Below are 17,792 nucleotides of genomic sequence, written 5' to 3'. Positions count from 1 at the left end.
TTGTTGAGGTTTGAAGCGGATTAGTGCCGTCCGAGACCGTTGAGGATCAGACCGAAGCCGAGCAAGGCCAGACCAAAGTTGATCAGCAGCAGGCTGGTGGAGCCGAAGGGCTTGGGCTGGCTTAAGTCACCACCTGTGACGGGGATCAGCAATGAGGTGTTACTGCCAGAGGGCGGTGCCAGCGTGGCGGGTGGCTGCGGGTCACGGTCTTCATCACGCCCAGAACTGGTCGGTTGGGGAGTGGTCACCGCGGTTTCGGTGATTTCCGGAGTGGGGCTTCCGGGTTCATCGGTGCCTACCGGGGTTACCGTCTTGGTCGGCGGAGTTTCGGTATCGGTTGGTTTCTCGGTTGGCGTCACCGTTTCGGTGGGCTGGTCGGTGGGGGTGGGCGAGGGCGTCTCGGTGACCACCGGGGTTTCGGTGGGCTGGTCGGTAGGGGTGGGCGAGGGCGTCTCGGTGACCACCGGGGTTTCGGTGGGCTGGTCGGTGGGGGTGGGCGAAGGCGTCTCGGTGACCACCGGGGTTTCGGTGGGCTGGTCGGTAGGGGTGGGCGAAGGCGTCTCGGTGACCACCGGGGTTTCGGTGGGCTGGTCGGTAGGGGTGGGCGAGGGCGTCTCGCTGACCACCGGGGTTTCGGTGGGAGTTTCAGTTGGCTCTTCGGTAGGTTTGGGGCAGGCTTCGGAGGTCTGGCTTACCGAGCCGCCTTCATAAGTGACCGTGACGGTCATACTGTCTTCCCCGCTGATAAAGAAATTGTCGGAATCATTGGCGGGGACTGTGCTGCTTCCACTATCACCAGTACTGGAGCTCCAGGTGTAATTCAGGTCAAAATTATTCGGATTGGTAACTTGCCAAAGCTGACCGCCATCGGTGCAAGTGTAGGATAACGAGAGGGGTGAAATCGGCGTTGGTGTTGGGGTGATGGGCGTGGCTGTAGGCAGGCTGCACTGGCCAACACTGCACTGATCACTCCAAAGTTCGCCAGCGCCGGGATGGCCGGGGCGCTGATAGGCTTTGAACATATAGTTCCCGGCTGAACCGTTCGGGTTGGTCTTGGGATCATAAGTCAGTTCGGTGCATTTGCCTGATTCCAAAGCCGGAACGGTGCCTGTGGCGACAATCTTTCCAGATTTCGGGTTGCCGCTGGCCGCCCAGTACACCTCGTAGGTAGTTGAGCCTGCCATATCACCACTGCCGGTGTTGCAAATTTTGGCTTTAACCACTGTACAATTGCCGGTGCAACCAGACTTAAACTTCAATGAGCTTTTGTCCCATTCCGGCGGAACCGTTGCGCTGACCGGTTGGGGGAACATACCCAGCAGCAATCCAACAATCAGGAGGATGCTTCCAATGGAGAATGTCAATCTGGAAAGTGAACGATAAAAATTGGTTTTGTGTTTCATAATGTGTTGCCCTCCCAAAGGCGAACTATGATGATGAAAATTAAAACAACCGACCAATACTGGTGTGGCCGGTTTCGCTACTGGCTCTGCGTATGCCCCTCTCATAACCGAGAGAAGCGACCAGATTATGACATACGCTTCAACGCCTCCAATTCGTCTGGCTTCACTGCCTGATCAGGCCGGTTTCGCTCTGGCTCCCTGCGCATCGTTCCTCCCTACGAGGTTTAGCGACCAGTTTCCTCTGCGCAGATCATCGCCGCCTTCAGGCGTGAACCCTGGTTATTTGGTTTGTTATCCGTATTATAAAGGGTAAGATATAAGCGATCAATAGGAAAATGGTTAGAAAATCTTATAATTTTTATAGAATTTTGGTAAATAATTTGTTATTATTTTTATCAATAATATAAATAATGGATTGACGAATTGCAAAAAGACCGAATCGGGAGGGCGATTGAACCGATTCGGTCTCAGTAAAGTGGATGAACACAAAGTTCGCTGGTTTTTGTTTGGTTTGTTCTAGTCCGAGGATATGCCGCCGGTAATGCTCTTGCGCGAAGCGCTGGCTTTGCGTGCCTTGCGCATCATCTTCTCGTGTTCTTTCTGGGCACGGCGTGCCTCCCGCAGGCGCTCGCGCTCTTCACGGCGCTGGCGGGAGAAATCATCCTCTCTTGCCAGCTCGCTGCCGGTGTGCAGAGCTTCGTAGATGAAGAATACCAAAAGCAACGCTGCTACGAACAGCACAATCGTGTTGTATAACGAGACTTCTCCGAGCGGTGTAATCCAGGCCGGATTGCCGACGAAAAAGACAATGGTGTTGGCGAGGATGGCCATAACGCGGATTTCAGTCGGGCCGATTTTCCACAATGAGATTTTGAATACCCCTTTGGTGACCATGATCAGGTACACCAAAATTGAGATATTGAGGTAACTGATCAGACCGATCAGCGCCACCCGAAAGTCCACGTACGGCGAAAGCCCAATCCCGATGAAGACCAGAATTTCACTGAAGGTATCTGTCACATGATCAATGAAAAACCCGTATCGCGGGCGTTCGATTTTGCGGTAACGCGCCAGTGTGCCGTCCAGACTATCCCCAAACCAGTTGAGGACAAAGCCGAACGAAGCCAGCCAGAGGAAGTAATGGCTGATCGAAGTCAGCCAGTACGAAACAAAAATCAATATGCTGGCGGCAAAACCAATGCCGGTCAACAGATCGGGGGTGACCCAGGCCGGCATTTTGCGCGCCAGCCAGGCAAGGGCTGGTCGTTCGAGCGGACCAAATAGAATGTCGTTGATGCGTTGATGATTTTTGAGTTGTTGTTCGTCCATATGGTATCTCCTTCCTTCCCTCATCCTTATTATAGCCCGCTCCAGCCGATATTGCGACCCCTTAAATTTCTAAAATTATCGCCGATTCTGTCGAACCCGGTGAAATTGCGGATCGTGGACAATTCGAGTAAAATACATCGGGAAGATAGGGAAAGGGTTGTATGAGCGGATTACAATTAACTCGGGAGCAATTAGAGGAACGTTTACTGGCACTCCATCAAGCCAGTTTACAACTGGTTCAGGAAATCTCTCTCGAAACTTTACTGGAACGAATCGCATCGGTGGCCTGTGAACAGGCCGGGGCGCGTTATGCTGCTGTGGGGGTGATCGGGCCGGATGGTGAGTTGCAATCCTTTATTCCGGTTGGGATGAGCGAAGAAGAACTGGCGCGCATGGCCCACCCGCCACGCGGTTTGGGCTTGATTGGAGCGCTGATGCACTCTCAGCAGCCGATTCGAGTGGCAGACATTTCCAGCGACCCGCGGAGTGTCGGATTCCCGCCAAATCATCCGCCCATGTCCTCCTTCCTGGGGGTGCCTATTCGTCACGCCGGCCGGCATATTGGGCAGATTTATCTGACCGATAAAATTGATGCTCCCGAATTTACCCCAGAAGATCAGTTGTTGATCGAAATGCTGGCCGCTTATGCGGCGGTGGCGATTACCAATGCGCGCATGTATCAGGAGCTGATTCAACGTGATCGTATTCTCACCCGCCGCAACGAGAACCTGGCGCTGCTCAACGAACTCGCCTCAACCCTGGCAACCTCGGCGGACATTGACCAGATTGTGGATAAAGCCCTCACGCAGGTGCTGGATTATCTGCAAATCGAGGTGGGCGAAGTGTACCTGCGCATGGAAAACAGCCGCACCCTCAAACTGGTTTTGCACCGTGGACATCAGGCAAAATCCTTGTTTGCCAGAGATCAATACCAGTTGGGGGAGGGGGTGATTGGGAGGGTTGCCAAAAACAACCAGCCTCATATCATCTCCCTGAGCGATACCGGCACAGCCGATTTGCACGCGGATGTTTTGATGGGAGAATTCCATCAGATTGCCTGCCTGCCGATCAACGGCCGCCAGGGTGTTTTGGGGGTTTTGTGCGTGGCATCTTGCCATCCCCGTCCGCTGGATGAGATGGAAGTACAGTTTTTGGCGACGATTGGTTCGTGGGTGGGAACCGCCATTGAAAACGTGCGTTTGAATCTGCAGGGCCGTCGTCTGGCAGTCCTGGAGGAGCGGGAGCGTATTGGCATGGATTTGCACGACGGTATCATCCAGTCCATTTACGCGGTCGGCCTGACCCTGGAACATGCCCGCTTACTGGTCAAAGAGGACCCACAAGGAATGCTCCAGCGGATTGAACAGGCCATCAGCGATCTGAATAGCACGATTCGGGACATTCGTGCCTATATTCTGGATTTACGCCCGCGTCAGCTGCGGAACGAAAACCTGATGCAGGGCATCCGGCGGTTGATTCAGGAATTTCGTGCCAATACCCTGCTGACCGTCAACCTGCAAGGCTCGGATGAGGAAATGGCGGTGCTGGGCGAAGCGCAGGCGGTTGCCCTGTTTCACATTTGTCAGGAAGCCCTGGCCAACATTGCCAAACATGCCCGCGCAAGGACGGTGAACATCACCCTCTGGCTTTCAGCGGAGCGGGCATTGATGGAAATCAATGACGATGGACGGGGATTCGACCTCGAAAAAATGCAGATGACGATTGGACACGGCCTCTCGAACATGCACACCCGTGCCCGTAACGCTGGCGGAGATGTGGAGATCACCTCCGAACCGGGCAACGGCACAACCATTTTAGCCTGGGTGCCGATCCGTAATGAGGAATGACCTGAGCAGCAGCGATAAGGCGTCCCGCGTGCGGGGGATGTTCAGCCGGATTGCCCCGCGTTACGACCTGATGAACCGCCTGATGACCGCCGGTCAGGATGTGCGCTGGCGGAAAGAAATCATCCGCCTGGTACGGCTTCAGCCCGGTGCGCGCTTACTGGATTTGGGGGCGGGCACGGGAGATATTGCCCGCGAAGCCTTGCGTCAGCAGCCGGAATGCCTTTCGGTAGCGGCGGACTTTACCCTGGGGATGATGCTGGCTGGTCAACCGCGCCATCTGCGCGGGCTGGTCTGGTGTGCTGCCGATGCATTGAACCTGCCTTACCCCGACGAAACGTTTGATGCGGTGGTTTCCGGTTTTTTGCTACGCAATGTAGCCGACCTGCCGAGGGCGATTGCCGAACAATACCGCGTGCTTAAACCGGGCGGACGCTGGGCAGCGCTGGATACAACCCCACCACCGCAAAGAAGCCCTTTATCTCCCTTCATCCGCTTTCACATGCGGCAGATCATCCCGCTGCTCGGTCAAATCATCACCGGGGAACGGGATGCGTATGTGTACCTGCCAGCCTCCAGCGAGAATTTCTTAAGAGCTGAATCGCTGGCGCAGACGATAGAAGCAGCTGGTTTTCGACAGGTGACTTTCCGCCGTTACCTGTTTGGGGTGGTGGCCATTCATCAAGCCGTCAAACCGGGCTGAATCAGCCGTACAACTCACGCCGGAAAAATTCCGGCAGCGCAAATGCAGCCTGATGCACTTCGCGGTTGAGGTAATTCAATCCCTGGGGGTAGTCGCGTTTCAGGCCTTCCTGCCATGGCGTATCTGACAGGTACATGAAGCCGATGCCGCCGCCGGGGTAGGTGGGGATGTGAGCGTAGTAGTAGGCAGGATGGCGCGTCAGAGTTCTGGCAAATGAGTAAATTTCACGGATCAGCGCCGTATCGAAGAAGGGCTGTTCGCACTGGGTAGCGATTGCCCCGCCGGGGTTGAGGGCGGCCGACATGAGGCGGTAAAATTCCTCGCTGAACAGACGCTCAGCCATGCCGATTGGGTCGGTGGTATCCGAAATGATCACATCGAATTTTTCGCGGCCGCCTTCCAGGTAGGTAAAGGCATCCTGAATCACCAGTCTGGCGCGCGGATCGCTCCACGGGTCGCCAAATTGAGTGAAGTGCTTGCGGCTGACTTCCACCACTCGCCGATCCAGCTCACAAACGACGGCCTCCTCCACGGAGGAATGCTTCAAAACCTGTTGAAGGCTGCCGCCATCTCCGCCGCCGACAATCAATACCCGCCGGGGGGAACCCTGTGCCAGCATGGGAATGTGGGTGATCATCTCATGATAGCCGGCATTATCCCGCTCGGTTAGCTGGATGATGTCGTCCAGAATCAGGGTTTTGCCAAAAAACTCGGTGTCCAGCACCTGTATGTGCTGGTAGGGAGTTTGTTCGTCTTCTAAAATGGCTTTGACCCGCAAGGCTTTGCGGTAATAGGGGTGTAATTCTTCTGTAAACCAAACGCTGCTCATCTTCATCGCCTCAGATCAATACCGGCTCACTTACTTCAGCAGCCCGATCCAGATGATACACCGAGCAATGTTTTGCACCGAAAAGGTCCTGTAATCGTCCAACGAGAGGAGAAATATCCAGGCTCAGGTTACAAGTGAACAGATCAATCGCACAGTACCCGTATTCCGGCCAGGCGTGTAAACTGGCGTGGGATTCAGCCAATAACAGAAAACAGGTAAACCCGTGCGGATTAAACTTGTAAAATCCTTTATTCACGATGGTCAGACCGCTTTCATCCACAGCGCGGGTGAATAACTCACTGGCGCGTTCGGCGTCCAACAAAAGCTCCCGGTCGCATTCCGAGAGATCGCAAATAAAATGCTCGCCAAGCTTAAGGGTGTTCACTTGAACCGTCACCTCCTGAAAATAGAATGAATTTGAGGGCTACATTTTCGGATAAAACCCCCTGTTTGTCAATCCTTTGGGGAAAATTCGTGGTAGGATTGTGCGATATGGAAAACAGCATCTTGCAAAAAGCCGCCGAACGCGGGGTTCCTTCCCAGGTGTGGCGGGCAGGCCAGGAGCGCCGGTTAGAGATGATCCGCGAGGCTGCCGGCGAACGCCTGAAGGGACGCATCTTTGTGGACGGCTGTGGGGTAGGGATGTACCTGGCCCGGCTTGCGGAAAATGCCGTTCAAGCGGTTGGACTGGATATTGAGCATGAACGCGCCAGAGAGGCGCATCAACGTTCCGAGCAGGTCATTTGCGGGGCGGGGGAGGCTCTGCCTCTGCCGGAGAATACCTTCGATCTGGTATTGAGCCATGAGGTCATTGAGCATGTGCAGGATGACCGGCAGGCGATCATCGAGATGGTGCGGGTGCTGAAACCGGGCGGGCGGCTGGTTTTGTTCTGCCCCAACCGCGGCTATCCGTTTGAAACCCACGGAATTTACTGGCAGGGTAAATACCGTTTTGGCAACATTCCATTGATCAACTATCTGCCGCGCACCTTGCGCAATCGCCTGGCGCCGCATGTGCGGGTTTACAGCCGTTCGGATTTATTACGGTTGTTCGCGGATTTACCGGTCAAGGTGATTCACCGCACCGTCATTTTTGGGGCATACGACAACCTGATTCAGCGGTTTGGTTGGGCGGGCAGGTTGCTGCGTTTTATCTTGCAATCGGTTGAGAAGACACCCCTGCGGATTTTCGGTTTGTCGCATTTCTGGGTGATTGAGAAGACAGCCGGGAGGGGATGAGGTCTATTTCAGCCGAAAATCGTAAATCTGATTTTCGACCGGGTACTGTCGGGCGCAGTTCGGGCAGGTGATCAGCGGTGGGGTATCTTCCAGCGGGGTTTGACAGACCGGGCAGGCAAAGAATCCGTTGACCGGGCGGGATGGAGAGTCTTTTTTCGCGCGGCAACCGACAAAAACGCTTGGGCTGAGCTGCCACCAGTTGCCGCTCCATTGTGCCAGACTGTCCATGCCAACCAGGATTGGCAGCGGGATCAGGCGTTTCAGCAGGTCAAACCGAAAGTGCGAAACCGTCAGGGTTCGTTCAATGGCAAATCCACACTGGTGCAGCCATGAACGAACCGTTGCAGGATGAAAATCAAAATTCAAAGGGGCAAACTCAACCGGTTCCGGGCTGAAAGGACTCCACGTTTGTCTTCGCAACCAGTAGCGCAGAATGGCTTTTAGATTTTGCTTGTTGGCAAATTCCAGGATGAAGACGGCGTTATCCTGCAATACCCGTTGCACATTTTCCAGCGCGCGGCGGGGTTCGGCCATGTGATGCAGCGTGCGGATCATGGTGGCGCCGTCGAACAGGGAAGGAACAAAAGGAAGATGATAAATATCCGCAGCCACAAAGCGATAACGCGGGCCGTCGCCCAGCCGGGCGCGAGCCTGCTCCAACTGAGTGCGGGAGTAATCGAGCAGGACAACCTGTTCAAAACCGGCGTAACGGGGGGTGTTGCGTCCTGCTCCGGCGCCCAATTCCAGCATCAGCCGGCCTTTGGGAGGCAGTAAACGGCGCAGGGCAACCGCCTCAACCGCATCTTCGTAGGCGCGTCCTCCTTGCTCCCAGAAGCGCTGTTGATAGTCTGAACCTTCGTAATCGCAAATGGGGGGTTGTGATGTCATCTTGGCTTAACGAGTGCGCCGGGCAGGTTTGCCGGCGGCGCCCAGAGTGACCACCTTACTGCTGCTTCCTCTCGGACCTGACAGGGTTCGGCGGATTCTGCCGCGCCGGTCCCACCCGGACGCGGGCTTATCATACCGCAGGTGGACTGCTCTGTCAATCAAAAAAATTCGGAAAGCGGCTCAAAATCCAGAATCAACCCACAAAACAACTTTGCTCACAAAAAAGGAGGATGGATCTTTCAGACCGGGTAAATCAGGTAGGTCAGGCTGATGACCAGAAAAATAATCGAAAGCAGGAACAATACACCGGCAGCGATCCAGATACCCAAAAGTGCCAGCAGGTTTCCCGCAATCAATAAAATCGTCCACGCCAGCATCAAAGCGGCCACATTGCGCTGACGGTTCGTCAGGGGTTGGTTGGCTTTGAGATACAACCGCCAGCCGCCGATTGTGCCTGCCAGGGTAATACCGGCCAGCAGCAAGGAAATGTGATTCCCGTTCAGCCACGGCAGATTGACCAGCACAATTCCGCAGGTGGCGGTGCGGCTGGGGAGCGGAAAACTGCGGGACAGGTGCAGGCGTACCAGCACCAGCCGACCCCAGGCTACATCGTCGGCGGTAACATACCATTCCAGTTGACGGCTTTCACGCGGCTGCATTTCCAGCAGGATATTCTCTTCGCGCATGAGAGTCACAAAGCCGTAACTGATGTGAATGCGCGCCGACTGACGCAGGATGCGGTCGGTGGGGTTTTGCACGCGTATGGAAACGGCGGCAATCTCTTCCGGTGTGATATATTGCGGACAGCGAAGGTCATTCAAGACCACATCGGCTGTGATGGAGGCGTCAAATAACGAGGCTTCCAGATCGGCCCAGGCACTACTGCCCCACCAGATTAAACCGGCTGCAAGCCCTGTGCTAAAAAGTACAAACGCCAGTAATGAAGTGATGGGACTGGAACGGTTCATGGCCGAGATAAGTTTACCACTGCTCGCCGTTGGATGGGGGGAGGAAATGTCTCAACTCTTGGTGGACATCTTGTGGCTGAACCTGTTTGGGAAAATATCTGGCTTCCATCGGGGCTGTGGGCAGGATCATGGATTTTTATCGAAGGGTTCAAAGGCGGATTTTCTGGAAGGGCGCAGAAAGGTGCGGAATACCCATCCTGCGATGCCGAAGAACCCCAGCAGGGTTAAGAAGCCTTGAACCTGACCGATTGTGAACCAATCCAAAAACGGATTGAGCTGAGAAAGCGGCGAGAAGGGATGAACATCCCCATGAACCACACTGTCGAAAAGCACATGGCTGAACGCCCCGCTCAATGCGCCCAGCCAGACGGCTGACGGATGCAATTCCAACCGAATCAAATCCTGGCTCAGACGCAGCCATGTCCATGCAGATCTCATCAGCCAGAACAGGACAACGGTCAACAGTGAAGCGACCAGCGCGCCCGGCAAGGTGTGAAGAAAGCGGTGCAGCGGGTACTGGCCCGTAAGGGCGTAATAAAGCGGTTCAACATCAATGATGATATTGGCAGCACAAAAAGCCAGCAGCCCGAATCGGCGTGGTAGCGCCGCTTTGCCAGCCAGACCTGCTCCGAAATGAAAGGGAGTCACCGGCATGGCGGAGTTACCCGATGACCTGCACTTTGGTGCCGCCCGGCATGGAAATGGTCATCTCGCCGACATCGTAGGGTATATGGGGCTCGGACCAGCGGAAGATCCACCTGGCATCATCGGGAGCGGCATTGATGCAGCCGCGCGAACGGGGTGTGCCAAAGTCATTGTGCCAGAAAGTGGAGTGGATCGCCTCACCGTTGCCGGAAAAGAGGATTGTCCAGGCAATGCCGGGTAAATCCCAGCCGCTGCCGCTCACCCCGCCGCTCATGTGGTGTGAAATCAGCTTGCGCCAGGTCGGCATGGTTCCGACCGGTGTTGACCATTTTTCGGTCGGGTTTCCGTCCTTGTCGAATTTTGCACCGGATGAAATCCGGCAGGCGTACACCTCACGACTGCCCTCAAAACAGGACAGCATTTGGTAATTCAAATTGACCACAATGCGCTTGTCTTCCGCTTCCGGGTGGATCGGGTCGAGTTCTTCGCGGGTCAGGGGGCGGAAGCCGAACGCCGGCGCCCACAGAATATCACCGTAGCCGTACTTTTGGGTGACCCGGTAGTACACCTGTCCATCGCTGCCGGTGCGCAGGTCGTCAATCCAGAAAATCTGGCTGTAATACAGACGCGGGAATTGAGCCTCTTTCAACCATGGGGCGCGAGCCGGCGGATTGTGGAGAGTGACATCCAGATAGGGAACAGTGACTTCTGCCCACATGCCCCTACCCAGAGGTCCGGTTGGCAGGTCGCTGACAGGTTCATTGGGCAGGTAGCGCACCGGCTGAAGGCGCGGTGCGTAGATGTAACCCTCCGGTGTTTCAACCCAGCGCCGACTGAGGGTCAGGCCGGGTGGTTCGCCGATGACCTCGCGCAGCCACACAACAATGTGATCGTCGTAGATGGTTTTCAGCTGCTGGCTCTCGGCGGACGGTTTTGACCAGATGGAGACTCTGCCGGAAGTCACCCGGCCCAAGCGTTCGGCATCCGGCCATTCCCCGGTCAGTTGCTGCCAGACCAGCCTGGGCTGAAAAGCCATCCCCGCCAGAGCCGCTGCACTCCATTTTAAAAAATCCCTTCTTGAGAGTGTTCCTCTGTTCATCTGGTTTCCTATCATCTCAAAACAAATAATAAAATGCCTCCAAAAACGAATAATACAATCAGCAGCCATACCCAAACGGGTGTCCGTTCTTCCTGTACGACCGGTGAAAACGAATACTCCGACACGGGTTGGGAGATGATTGGATCCATCCGCGGCGATGAAAAGGGGAAGGGGTCATCTTCGGCTTCTTCCTGACCTTCAAATTCGCTGCGGATGCTTTCTAAAAAGGCATCGCTTTCCTCGCCAAACAGGTTGACCAGTTCTTGATGAGCTGCCTGTCGAACGGGTTGATCTTCCTCATAAAGCGCAAGTTCGGCGAGGGTGCGCAGCGCACTCATCTCTTCGAAACGACTGAGGGCGCGTACGGCTTTCAAGCGCAGGTGGGTGTTGGATTCATGATTCAGGATAAAAAGCAGACCTTCCAATGTCCGGCGTTGTTCGGCGGTCAGGCCGTTTTCCGATATTCGAGAGGGTTCAGGCAGAAAATCATCCATGTCCGAATTGTACCTCAGGGTTGCACCTGCTTTGTCCGGTTTACCACAAACGGAACAACTTCAACCCCAGCCACGCCAAACCGCCCAACAGGAGTGGATAAATCAAAAACAGGAACAGATGACTTATAATTGGGGTCTGGCGCAAGGTGGAAGGCCAGCCTTGCTGAGCGATTTTCCCCAGAAAGGTGTACCAGGTGGTCAGTCCCAGCACCCCAGCCAATCCGTTCAGGATGATTGCCCCAATCAGAATGATCCAACCGATCAAGAGGATTTTCAGTAATATCACAGGTTTATTGTAAAGGGTGAAGATGAAAACGATATTAATCCTTGCCATGCACGGCTCACCACCTAATGATTTTCCCAAACGGGAACTGGCGGAACTTTTTGGATACCACGCGCGGCTTGAAACTGCCCCGCACAGCATGGACGAAGCCAGCCAAATCCGCTATGCGGAGCTGGATCGAAAAATGCGCAACTGGCCGCGGACAGCCGAAAATGACCCCTTTCATGCAGCCAGCCTTTCACTTGCCCAACAGCTCGAAGCCGTAAGCGGGCTGGAAACGCGGGTGTGTTTCAACGAGTTTTGTGCGCCGACGCTGGAAGAGGCGGTGAAAGGAGCAGTGGAAGAGGGTTTTCAACGAATTGCCGTGGTTACTCCCATGATGACCCGCGGCGGTGAACATGCTGAGCATGAGATTCCTGCCCAAATCCAAAAACTTCAATCCGAATTTCCCGCAATCCGTTTGATTTATGCCTGGCCGTTTGAAGAAACGGAAATTGCCCGGTTTTTATCGGCTCAGGTAAGCCGGTTTTTGGAATAGGACTCGTGCCTCAACGGGGGCCAAACGGGTTCTTGAGCCAGTTCAGGAGTGAATCCGGCGGATCGCTCTTACAGAAGACGGCATTGACCTGCCCAATCCAGATTTCCTTACCGGTAATCTGACCGCTGCACAGGGCGGCAATCACCAGATTGGGACAAATCAATTTCAGGGTTTCCAGTAATTCGATTAATCCGCGGTCATCCCGGCATGGTTTCAGGCCGTTCAAGTCTGTATCCAGCAGCAGAATTTCGGGGCAGTACTGAGTGGTGAGGTTCAAGAGCCGAACCACGTTATCCGCTTCATCGAGGACTTGATGATCGGGCTGATGTTCGAGGATCAGCCGGAGCGCCGTGCGGACTTCGGGGTTATCATCTGCCAGAATGATTTTCATGGCTACTCTTTCACCGTTTCAATGTTTCCAACCGGCAGCCAATCGTCCATGTTGTGGAAGGCGCTCCGATTGAATTTAAATGGGTGAATTTTCTGCAAAGAATCCATTTCTACCAGCACCAAATATCTTTTGCCACCCCAACGGTTGAACTGCCTTTCGGAAAGGTTTAGCTGGGACTGATGGTTCTTAAGGATTTCAAAGGAAAGTTCCCGATTGACCGGGCCAAACTGAGTGACTTGTTTTACCAGCGCTGAGGCGAGAATCAACCCCTCACCGTTGTTTTGAGTGAAGAACAAACGATCTCCGTTTTCCACGCGGTTAAAGGGAATTTTTCGGCCGCTGGCGGTGCGCACAATCATGATTTTTTCACCCTTCAATAATTGTTCCATCTCTCGCGATTGGGTATCTACATACACGATGTGATCCATGATATTTTCCTTAAAAGGTATATTTTGCTCAGGTTCAGTGTAGCGGATCATCGGTGATTAATCACCTGCGAGGAGTGGGAATTCAACCTGCCCGGAGGATGGAACTTTCCTTAGCCAAAAGGATAGGATGGATTAAAAAAGCCTGCCCAGCACGGAAAACCGGGCTGGGCAGGGGCATAGGTCGAAGGTCTTCGCGGTTAGATTTTATGCTTGAGTGCCAGCGAGACGGCTTCCGTGCGGGTTGTTACCCCCAGTTTGGAAAGGATGCTGCTGACATGTGATTTGGCGGTCGAAAGGCTGACAACCAGGCGCTCCGCAATTTGCTGATTGTTCAATCCCTCAACCATCAGAGCAAGCACTTCGCGTTCTCGCTCGGTCAGGTCGTCTCCCACTTTACGCTGGTGCGGACGGGAAGCCTCGATCAGCACTTCGGCTGCCTCCGGCGCAAGGGTGGGTTTGCCTTCGTAAGCCAGTCGAATGGCGCGTGCCAGCTCATCGGCGGAAAGGTCTTTGAGCAAATAGCCAATGGCGCCGGCTTCCAGCACGCCTTTGACGAGTTCCTGCTCTTTGAAACTGGTCAGGGCAATGATTTGCGTCTTGGGAAACTTCTCCTTGATGCGGCGGGTGGCGACTGCGCCATCCATCACCGGCATCATCAAATCCATCAGGACAACATCCGGTTGGAGCTGATTGACCAGCGCAACCGCCTGTTCTCCGTTGCGAGCCTCACCGACCAGTTCAAAATCCTCGTAAATGCTCAAAAACGATTTCAAGCCGTCCCGCACTACGCTGTGGTCATCACAAATCAGGATGCGGATTTTTTTCTGCTCGCTCATAAACGATTCTCCCCTCGTTCGTTATTTTGTGCTTTTTGCCAGAAAAGGGTGATGGTTGTGCCTTTGCCCGGCTGGCTTTCCACTGAAAATTGAGCACCTGCCTGAAGGGCTCTTTCGCGCATGATGCCCAGGCCAAAATGGTCTGGTTTTAGTTTGTTCAGATCAAAACCGATGCCGTCATCGCGGATGGTCAAATGCACGCCGGCGGGTGTGTAATTCAAATTAACCCACGCCTGAGTAGCTTCGGCATGTTTGGCAATGTTGTGCAAAGCCTCCTGAGCAACCCGGTAAAAGGCAATTTTGACCTCCAGAGGCAGGGGTTGATTGCCTTCAATGCTCAGCGAAAGGGGAATGCGGGCACGGGCGATGAAGGCATTTCCCAGATGACGGATCAGGTCGTTTAATTCGGCATCCTGCATTGCAGCGGGGCGCAGCTCAACCAGCAGGGTGCGCATTTCGGCCAACGCACCGCGGGTCAGCTCTCGCAATTCTTCCAGTTTTTTCTGCCCTTCCTGTGGATCTTTCTCCCAGATGCGCGGGAGCACCTCGGCGGTCAGGGTGGTGGAAAAAAGGGTTTGGGTGACTGCATCATGCAGGTCACGGGCGAGACGGCTGCGTTCTTCCAGCACGGCCGTTTCCTTGACCTGCTGAATGAGCCGGGCGTTTTCAATGGCCAACGAGGCTTGATCGGCGTAGGTGACGGCCAGTTCCACCTCTTCGGGCAAGAAATTGCGCGGTTTGGCGTAATAAAGTGCCAGCCCGCCGTAAATTTGGGATTTGATCACCATCGGCACGGCTAACACGGCGCCGTAGCGATCGGCAAATTGTTGAAGTTTGTAAACCAGCCCCTCATCCAGTCGAATATTTTCTCCCTCGGCGGATTGCACACTTTTACCGGAAAAAACAGCGGTGGTGTCGTTTACCTGTACAGGCATACGCTTCAGCACGGCAATTCCCAATGCACCCTGCCCCAACGGCAGGTGAATGGAAGAGACATATTCCTGTGAGAGCCCAACGGAAGCTTCGGGGATGAGGAGTTTCTTCTCGGTATCCAGGCGGTGGACGGCAACCGCTTTTGCACCCAGTAATTGTTGAGCCTGAGAGACGATGGCGTGTAACACCTCATCCAGAGGGCGTTCGGTGTTGAGGATGGAAAGAATGACGCGCAGGCTTTCGGCAATCTGACGGCGGCGCTCGGCAACTTCGAACAAGCGGGCATTTTCAATGGCCAGGGCAGTTTGATCGGAAAGCATGCGCGCCAGTTGAATGTCCTCATCGGTGAACTTGCGGGGTTGGGAAAAATGAAAAGTAATTGCGCCAAAAATTTGCCCACGAATGAAGAGGGGCGTCTTCAAAAGACTGTGATAGTACTTGAGCGTGGCGGCAAGGCCGGCGGCGAGAAGCGGGTCATCGCTGGATTCCGGACGTGCCAGCCGGGGGGAGTAGACCGACGGGATATCTTCAATGATGACCACATCCCCATCCATCAAGGCCTGGTCGGTTAAACCCTGATAAAAGGGCGTTTCAGCAATGATGTCAAAATCTGCCGGTAGATCACACTGTGCCACCGTTCGAACGCGGTTTTCCTCGACGAAAGTCTGACGAATCATGGTGGAATCGGCGTGCAGCCATTCTTTGGCCTGCCGGGCGATGACTTGCAAAACCTCAGCCAGCGGATGATGCGAATTGATCAGGCGTAAAATCTCACGCAAACCCTCGGCAACCGCCTGCCGGCGTTCGGCCTCATGGAGGGTGACCTGATTGGTCAGATCAATGATCATTCCGTCAAAGTGAGTGACCCGTCCTTCTTTATCCCGCTGGGGATTTGAAAGGGTATGTAGCCAGACCCACTCTTTCTTCTTTTGATGAAAGACCCGGGCAATTTGATCGTAAGGTTCACCAAAGCGGATCGAGCGCTGATTGGCTTCTTTTACGCGGGCTAAATCCTCAGGGTGGATACCGGCAAACCAATGCTCGAAATTGTATGGATCGTCAATGCCTACAATGTCTTTGAGAGAGGGGCTGACAAAAATTACCTTACCCCCCAGCGGATGGCGTGGATCGAGTTCAATGCGGTAAAGCGCAAAATGACGGGCATTTTCCACCAACAATTTCAGGGCGGTCTGGGTTTCGAGTTCTTTTTCCAGCGCCCGGGCGCGCTCGGTTGCATCGGTGAGGATGTCCAGAATGCCGATGACTTGCTCTTCTTGAAAGATGGGGGCCAAAATCGCATCCCAGCAACTCACCATGCCGCCATTTTCGACCGGAAAAGCCTCAATTCGTAAGGTTTCACCCTGCAAAACCTGTGAAAGGGAAAGATCAAAGAAACCTCGCCCGCCGGGTGTGTATTCGCGCAGACAAAGTCCGGGTTTGAATTCTTCGGGGGTGAGTGAGGTATAACGTTCCGCCATTTGAGCAAAGGCGGGGTTACAGCGCACCAGCCGAAAGCCGGTGTCGAAAATGGCCACACCGATGGGAATTTGGGAAAACACCAATTCCAGCAGAGCAGGGGACAGGGATTCCAGAGGATTTGAGCCGGAAGAAGGACGGGCTTTCATTTTATTGGAAGGGATTTGAGAAGGTCTATTTGAATCATAACATTCGATGGGCTATTTCCGCCCAAAATCGGCTGGGATCTGTCCCCAGTGTTCGGTATCCCATTTGAGGAGGGGGTTTTCAAAGGTGTTTTCCTGCAGCCAGGTTTCGGCACGCCGGATCAGCTCGAACAGGCGGGTATTGGTCTGATCCGGTTTTAGCCTGGTCTTGCACTTTTTCTCTTTCACCCACAGCAAAGCAATTTCCGAATCGGTGTAAATGGGGCTGGTAATGCCTTTCTTTTTCAGCAGCGCCAGAGCGTGCACAATAGCCAGAAATTCGCCGATGTTGTTTGTCCCATTTTCAAAAGGGCCCTGGTGGAAAAGCTCTTTTCCGGTGGAGGTATGGACACAGCGGTATTCCAGCAGACCCGGATTCCCGCTGCAGGCGGCATCCACACAGTAGCTTTCTGCCAGGGGAGGCGCCACCCCGGCGGAGATTTGCGCCTGACGGTAGGTCTGATAAGCTTTGCGGCTCGGAAAACGCAAAGCGGCGTGGGCTTCGGTGAGGGTTGTGACCGAGAGAAACTCCGCCCCCGAAAATCCGGTTACCGCTTCGGCACATTGCGCCCAATTGCTAAAAATGCCGGTTTTCAGTCCTTTCCAGACCACGTAAAATTTTTTATCTGGCATATATAAGATTATACCGGGAAACCTCAAATCAATTCCCGATTCCAGTAACGGTAGATGGCATAAGCCAGAAATATAACGACAAGCACATAACTTCCCCACTTACGGTTTTGCAGTGTGATAGAAGGGCCGCGTTGGAATTGAAGAAGAGTAGCAAAAACGCCGGTGATTAAGCCTGCTACTGGTAAAAAACCACCAAATGCTGTCGGAGTCAACCCGTAGACAAAGGCTTGAAAAGCGCAAAGCATCCCATGGGACTGGGGACTGCCTCCCAAAAATCGAAATACCAGATATATCAATGGGGTGAAAATTATAGTGATGATCAGCATTTCGAGTATGATCAAGCCCATTGCAATCGGATATGACCACATCCCCATTTGGGGTAAAAGAGTATCTTTCCAGTACGGATATACATCCATCTGGGCACCGAGGGATGAATTAATCGGATTTCCGCCATCCACCCCCAAACTCCAGGCAATGACCGAGCCAAGGGAAAGCCAAACCGCAAGCAGGAGGAGATGGGTTAAAGGTAATTTCCAGTTATTTAAGTGGCGAATTTCCTCAAAGAAATCATCTGGTGTGAATATTACTCTGAAAAACGGAGACAATGTAGATTTCATCTTAAATCCTCACCGTAGAAGATCCATCCAG

At 53.9% G+C, this 17,792-nt stretch carries 20 protein-coding genes and 1 other RNA gene; 4 read left to right on the top strand and 17 right to left on the bottom strand.

The window, feature by feature from the left end; all coding sequences use genetic code 11:
• Positions 1 to 20 precede the first annotated feature (20 nt).
• Together AC812_RS06210 and AC812_RS06205 are read right to left on the bottom strand one after the other, a co-directional pair.
• Positions 21 to 1,403: a hypothetical protein gene (locus AC812_RS06210; RefSeq protein ID WP_062158835.1), complete on the bottom strand. Its 1,383-nt coding sequence runs from the start codon at positions 1,401 to 1,403 to the stop codon at positions 21 to 23.
• A 516-nt stretch (positions 1,404 to 1,919) separates the two neighbouring features.
• Complete coding sequence (locus tag AC812_RS06205; RefSeq protein ID WP_061919185.1) at positions 1,920 to 2,732, bottom strand: CDP-alcohol phosphatidyltransferase family protein; 813 nt, start codon at positions 2,730 to 2,732, stop codon at positions 1,920 to 1,922.
• Between the two features lie 161 nt (positions 2,733 to 2,893).
• Between AC812_RS06205 and AC812_RS06200 the strand changes: the two genes are divergently transcribed.
• The gene (locus AC812_RS06200; protein WP_061919183.1) at positions 2,894 to 4,579 is read left to right on the top strand and encodes a GAF domain-containing sensor histidine kinase; all 1,686 of its coding nucleotides are present in this window, start codon (positions 2,894 to 2,896) and stop codon (positions 4,577 to 4,579) included.
• The gene (locus AC812_RS06195) at positions 4,569 to 5,279 is read left to right on the top strand and encodes a ubiquinone/menaquinone biosynthesis methyltransferase (protein ID WP_061919181.1); all 711 of its coding nucleotides are present in this window, start codon (positions 4,569 to 4,571) and stop codon (positions 5,277 to 5,279) included. The genes AC812_RS06200 and AC812_RS06195 overlap by 11 nt, the downstream gene beginning before the upstream one ends.
• 1 nt (position 5,280) lies before the next feature.
• Here AC812_RS06195 and speE read toward each other — a convergent pair whose 3' ends face one another.
• Positions 5,281 to 6,108: a polyamine aminopropyltransferase gene (speE, locus tag AC812_RS06190; protein WP_061919179.1), complete on the bottom strand. Its 828-nt coding sequence runs from the start codon at positions 6,106 to 6,108 to the stop codon at positions 5,281 to 5,283.
• Between the two features lie 10 nt (positions 6,109 to 6,118).
• Entirely contained in the window at positions 6,119 to 6,493 is a 375-nt protein-coding gene (gene speD, locus AC812_RS06185) for an adenosylmethionine decarboxylase (protein ID WP_061919177.1), read from the bottom strand.
• A 107-nt stretch (positions 6,494 to 6,600) separates the two neighbouring features.
• Between speD and AC812_RS06180 the strand changes: the two genes are divergently transcribed.
• Positions 6,601 to 7,347: a class I SAM-dependent methyltransferase gene (locus AC812_RS06180; protein ID WP_061919175.1), complete on the top strand. Its 747-nt coding sequence runs from the start codon at positions 6,601 to 6,603 to the stop codon at positions 7,345 to 7,347.
• 3 nt (positions 7,348 to 7,350) lie between these two features.
• On the opposite strand, the gene AC812_RS06175 is transcribed toward AC812_RS06180, so the two are convergent.
• The 7 genes from AC812_RS06175 to AC812_RS06145 all read right to left on the bottom strand — a co-directional run bounded on the left by AC812_RS06175 (position 7,351) and on the right by AC812_RS06145 (position 11,775).
• On the bottom strand, positions 7,351 to 8,235 hold the full coding sequence (locus AC812_RS06175; RefSeq protein ID WP_061919173.1) for a class I SAM-dependent methyltransferase: 885 nt from the start codon (positions 8,233 to 8,235) through the stop codon (positions 7,351 to 7,353).
• Positions 8,236 to 8,252: 17 nt separating this feature from the next.
• Positions 8,253 to 8,352: signal recognition particle sRNA small type (gene ffs, locus AC812_RS06170), an RNA gene on the bottom strand.
• A gap of 122 nt (positions 8,353 to 8,474) precedes the next feature.
• Positions 8,475 to 9,203: a hypothetical protein gene (locus AC812_RS06165; RefSeq protein ID WP_061919171.1), complete on the bottom strand. Its 729-nt coding sequence runs from the start codon at positions 9,201 to 9,203 to the stop codon at positions 8,475 to 8,477.
• Between the two features lie 126 nt (positions 9,204 to 9,329).
• Positions 9,330 to 9,857, bottom strand: coding sequence for a hypothetical protein (locus AC812_RS06160; protein WP_061919169.1), 528 nt, complete (start codon positions 9,855 to 9,857; stop codon positions 9,330 to 9,332).
• A gap of 7 nt (positions 9,858 to 9,864) precedes the next feature.
• The gene (locus AC812_RS06155) at positions 9,865 to 10,947 is read right to left on the bottom strand and encodes a L,D-transpeptidase family protein (RefSeq protein WP_169787264.1); all 1,083 of its coding nucleotides are present in this window, start codon (positions 10,945 to 10,947) and stop codon (positions 9,865 to 9,867) included.
• A gap of 11 nt (positions 10,948 to 10,958) precedes the next feature.
• On the bottom strand, positions 10,959 to 11,441 hold the full coding sequence (locus tag AC812_RS17535) for a HEAT repeat domain-containing protein (RefSeq protein WP_061919165.1): 483 nt from the start codon (positions 11,439 to 11,441) through the stop codon (positions 10,959 to 10,961).
• A gap of 40 nt (positions 11,442 to 11,481) precedes the next feature.
• Entirely contained in the window at positions 11,482 to 11,775 is a 294-nt protein-coding gene (locus AC812_RS06145; RefSeq protein ID WP_061919163.1) for a DUF7672 family protein, read from the bottom strand.
• Between AC812_RS06145 and AC812_RS06140 the strand changes: the two genes are divergently transcribed.
• The gene (locus tag AC812_RS06140; protein ID WP_082149212.1) at positions 11,750 to 12,262 is read left to right on the top strand and encodes a sirohydrochlorin chelatase; all 513 of its coding nucleotides are present in this window, start codon (positions 11,750 to 11,752) and stop codon (positions 12,260 to 12,262) included. The genes AC812_RS06145 and AC812_RS06140 overlap by 26 nt on opposite strands.
• Positions 12,263 to 12,272: 10 nt before the next feature.
• Here AC812_RS06140 and AC812_RS06135 read toward each other — a convergent pair whose 3' ends face one another.
• The 6 genes from AC812_RS06135 to AC812_RS06110 form a co-directional block, all read right to left on the bottom strand.
• Entirely contained in the window at positions 12,273 to 12,653 is a 381-nt protein-coding gene (locus AC812_RS06135; protein WP_061919159.1) for a response regulator, read from the bottom strand.
• Between the two features lie 2 nt (positions 12,654 to 12,655).
• The gene (locus AC812_RS06130; RefSeq protein ID WP_145962590.1) at positions 12,656 to 13,081 is read right to left on the bottom strand and encodes a hypothetical protein; all 426 of its coding nucleotides are present in this window, start codon (positions 13,079 to 13,081) and stop codon (positions 12,656 to 12,658) included.
• Between the two features lie 197 nt (positions 13,082 to 13,278).
• Positions 13,279 to 13,917 (bottom strand): response regulator, encoded by a 639-nt coding sequence (locus AC812_RS06125; protein WP_061919155.1) that lies wholly within the window; start codon positions 13,915 to 13,917, stop codon positions 13,279 to 13,281.
• The gene (locus tag AC812_RS06120) at positions 13,914 to 16,475 is read right to left on the bottom strand and encodes a GAF domain-containing protein (protein WP_061919154.1); all 2,562 of its coding nucleotides are present in this window, start codon (positions 16,473 to 16,475) and stop codon (positions 13,914 to 13,916) included. Before AC812_RS06120 ends, AC812_RS06125 begins: the two co-directional genes overlap by 4 nt.
• A 51-nt stretch (positions 16,476 to 16,526) precedes the next feature.
• Positions 16,527 to 17,144 (bottom strand): ribonuclease H1 domain-containing protein, encoded by a 618-nt coding sequence (locus tag AC812_RS06115; protein WP_061919152.1) that lies wholly within the window; start codon positions 17,142 to 17,144, stop codon positions 16,527 to 16,529.
• A gap of 23 nt (positions 17,145 to 17,167) precedes the next feature.
• Positions 17,168 to 17,761, bottom strand: coding sequence for a YIP1 family protein (locus AC812_RS06110; protein WP_061919150.1), 594 nt, complete (start codon positions 17,759 to 17,761; stop codon positions 17,168 to 17,170).
• Between the last annotated feature and the right edge of the window lie 31 nt (positions 17,762 to 17,792).

This window comes from Bellilinea caldifistulae, assembly GCF_001306055.1.
Classification (GTDB): Bacteria; Chloroflexota; Anaerolineae; order Anaerolineales; family Anaerolineaceae; genus Bellilinea; species Bellilinea caldifistulae.
The sequence above is the reverse complement of the archived record's forward strand: the minus strand, read 5'-3'. Positions and strand labels throughout refer to the sequence as shown.

Bases quoted from the DNA above. Each gene is read 5' to 3' on its own strand.
- AC812_RS06210 (WP_062158835.1), bottom strand. From the start codon at position 1,403: ATGAAACACAAAACCAATTTTTATCGTTCACTTTCCAGATTGACATTC.
- AC812_RS06205 (WP_061919185.1), bottom strand. From the start codon at position 2,732: ATGGACGAACAACAACTCAAAAATCATCAACGCATCAACGACATTCTA.
- AC812_RS06200 (WP_061919183.1), top strand. From the start codon at position 2,894: ATGAGCGGATTACAATTAACTCGGGAGCAATTAGAGGAACGTTTACTG.
- AC812_RS06195 (WP_061919181.1), top strand. From the start codon at position 4,569: ATGAGGAATGACCTGAGCAGCAGCGATAAGGCGTCCCGCGTGCGGGGG.
- speE (WP_061919179.1), bottom strand. From the start codon at position 6,108: ATGAGCAGCGTTTGGTTTACAGAAGAATTACACCCCTATTACCGCAAA.
- AC812_RS06180 (WP_061919175.1), top strand. From the start codon at position 6,601: ATGGAAAACAGCATCTTGCAAAAAGCCGCCGAACGCGGGGTTCCTTCC.
- AC812_RS06175 (WP_061919173.1), bottom strand. From the start codon at position 8,235: ATGACATCACAACCCCCCATTTGCGATTACGAAGGTTCAGACTATCAA.
- AC812_RS06165 (WP_061919171.1), bottom strand. From the start codon at position 9,203: ATGAACCGTTCCAGTCCCATCACTTCATTACTGGCGTTTGTACTTTTT.
- AC812_RS06160 (WP_061919169.1), bottom strand. From the start codon at position 9,857: ATGCCGGTGACTCCCTTTCATTTCGGAGCAGGTCTGGCTGGCAAAGCG.
- AC812_RS06155 (WP_169787264.1), bottom strand. From the start codon at position 10,947: ATGAACAGAGGAACACTCTCAAGAAGGGATTTTTTAAAATGGAGTGCA.
- AC812_RS17535 (WP_061919165.1), bottom strand. From the start codon at position 11,441: ATGGATGATTTTCTGCCTGAACCCTCTCGAATATCGGAAAACGGCCTG.
- AC812_RS06140 (WP_082149212.1), top strand. From the start codon at position 11,750: ATGAAAACGATATTAATCCTTGCCATGCACGGCTCACCACCTAATGAT.
- AC812_RS06145 (WP_061919163.1), bottom strand. From the start codon at position 11,775: ATGGCAAGGATTAATATCGTTTTCATCTTCACCCTTTACAATAAACCT.
- AC812_RS06135 (WP_061919159.1), bottom strand. From the start codon at position 12,653: ATGAAAATCATTCTGGCAGATGATAACCCCGAAGTCCGCACGGCGCTC.
- AC812_RS06130 (WP_145962590.1), bottom strand. From the start codon at position 13,081: ATGGATCACATCGTGTATGTAGATACCCAATCGCGAGAGATGGAACAA.
- AC812_RS06125 (WP_061919155.1), bottom strand. From the start codon at position 13,917: ATGAGCGAGCAGAAAAAAATCCGCATCCTGATTTGTGATGACCACAGC.
- AC812_RS06120 (WP_061919154.1), bottom strand. From the start codon at position 16,475: ATGAAAGCCCGTCCTTCTTCCGGCTCAAATCCTCTGGAATCCCTGTCC.
- AC812_RS06115 (WP_061919152.1), bottom strand. From the start codon at position 17,144: ATGCCAGATAAAAAATTTTACGTGGTCTGGAAAGGACTGAAAACCGGC.
- AC812_RS06110 (WP_061919150.1), bottom strand. From the start codon at position 17,761: ATGAAATCTACATTGTCTCCGTTTTTCAGAGTAATATTCACACCAGAT.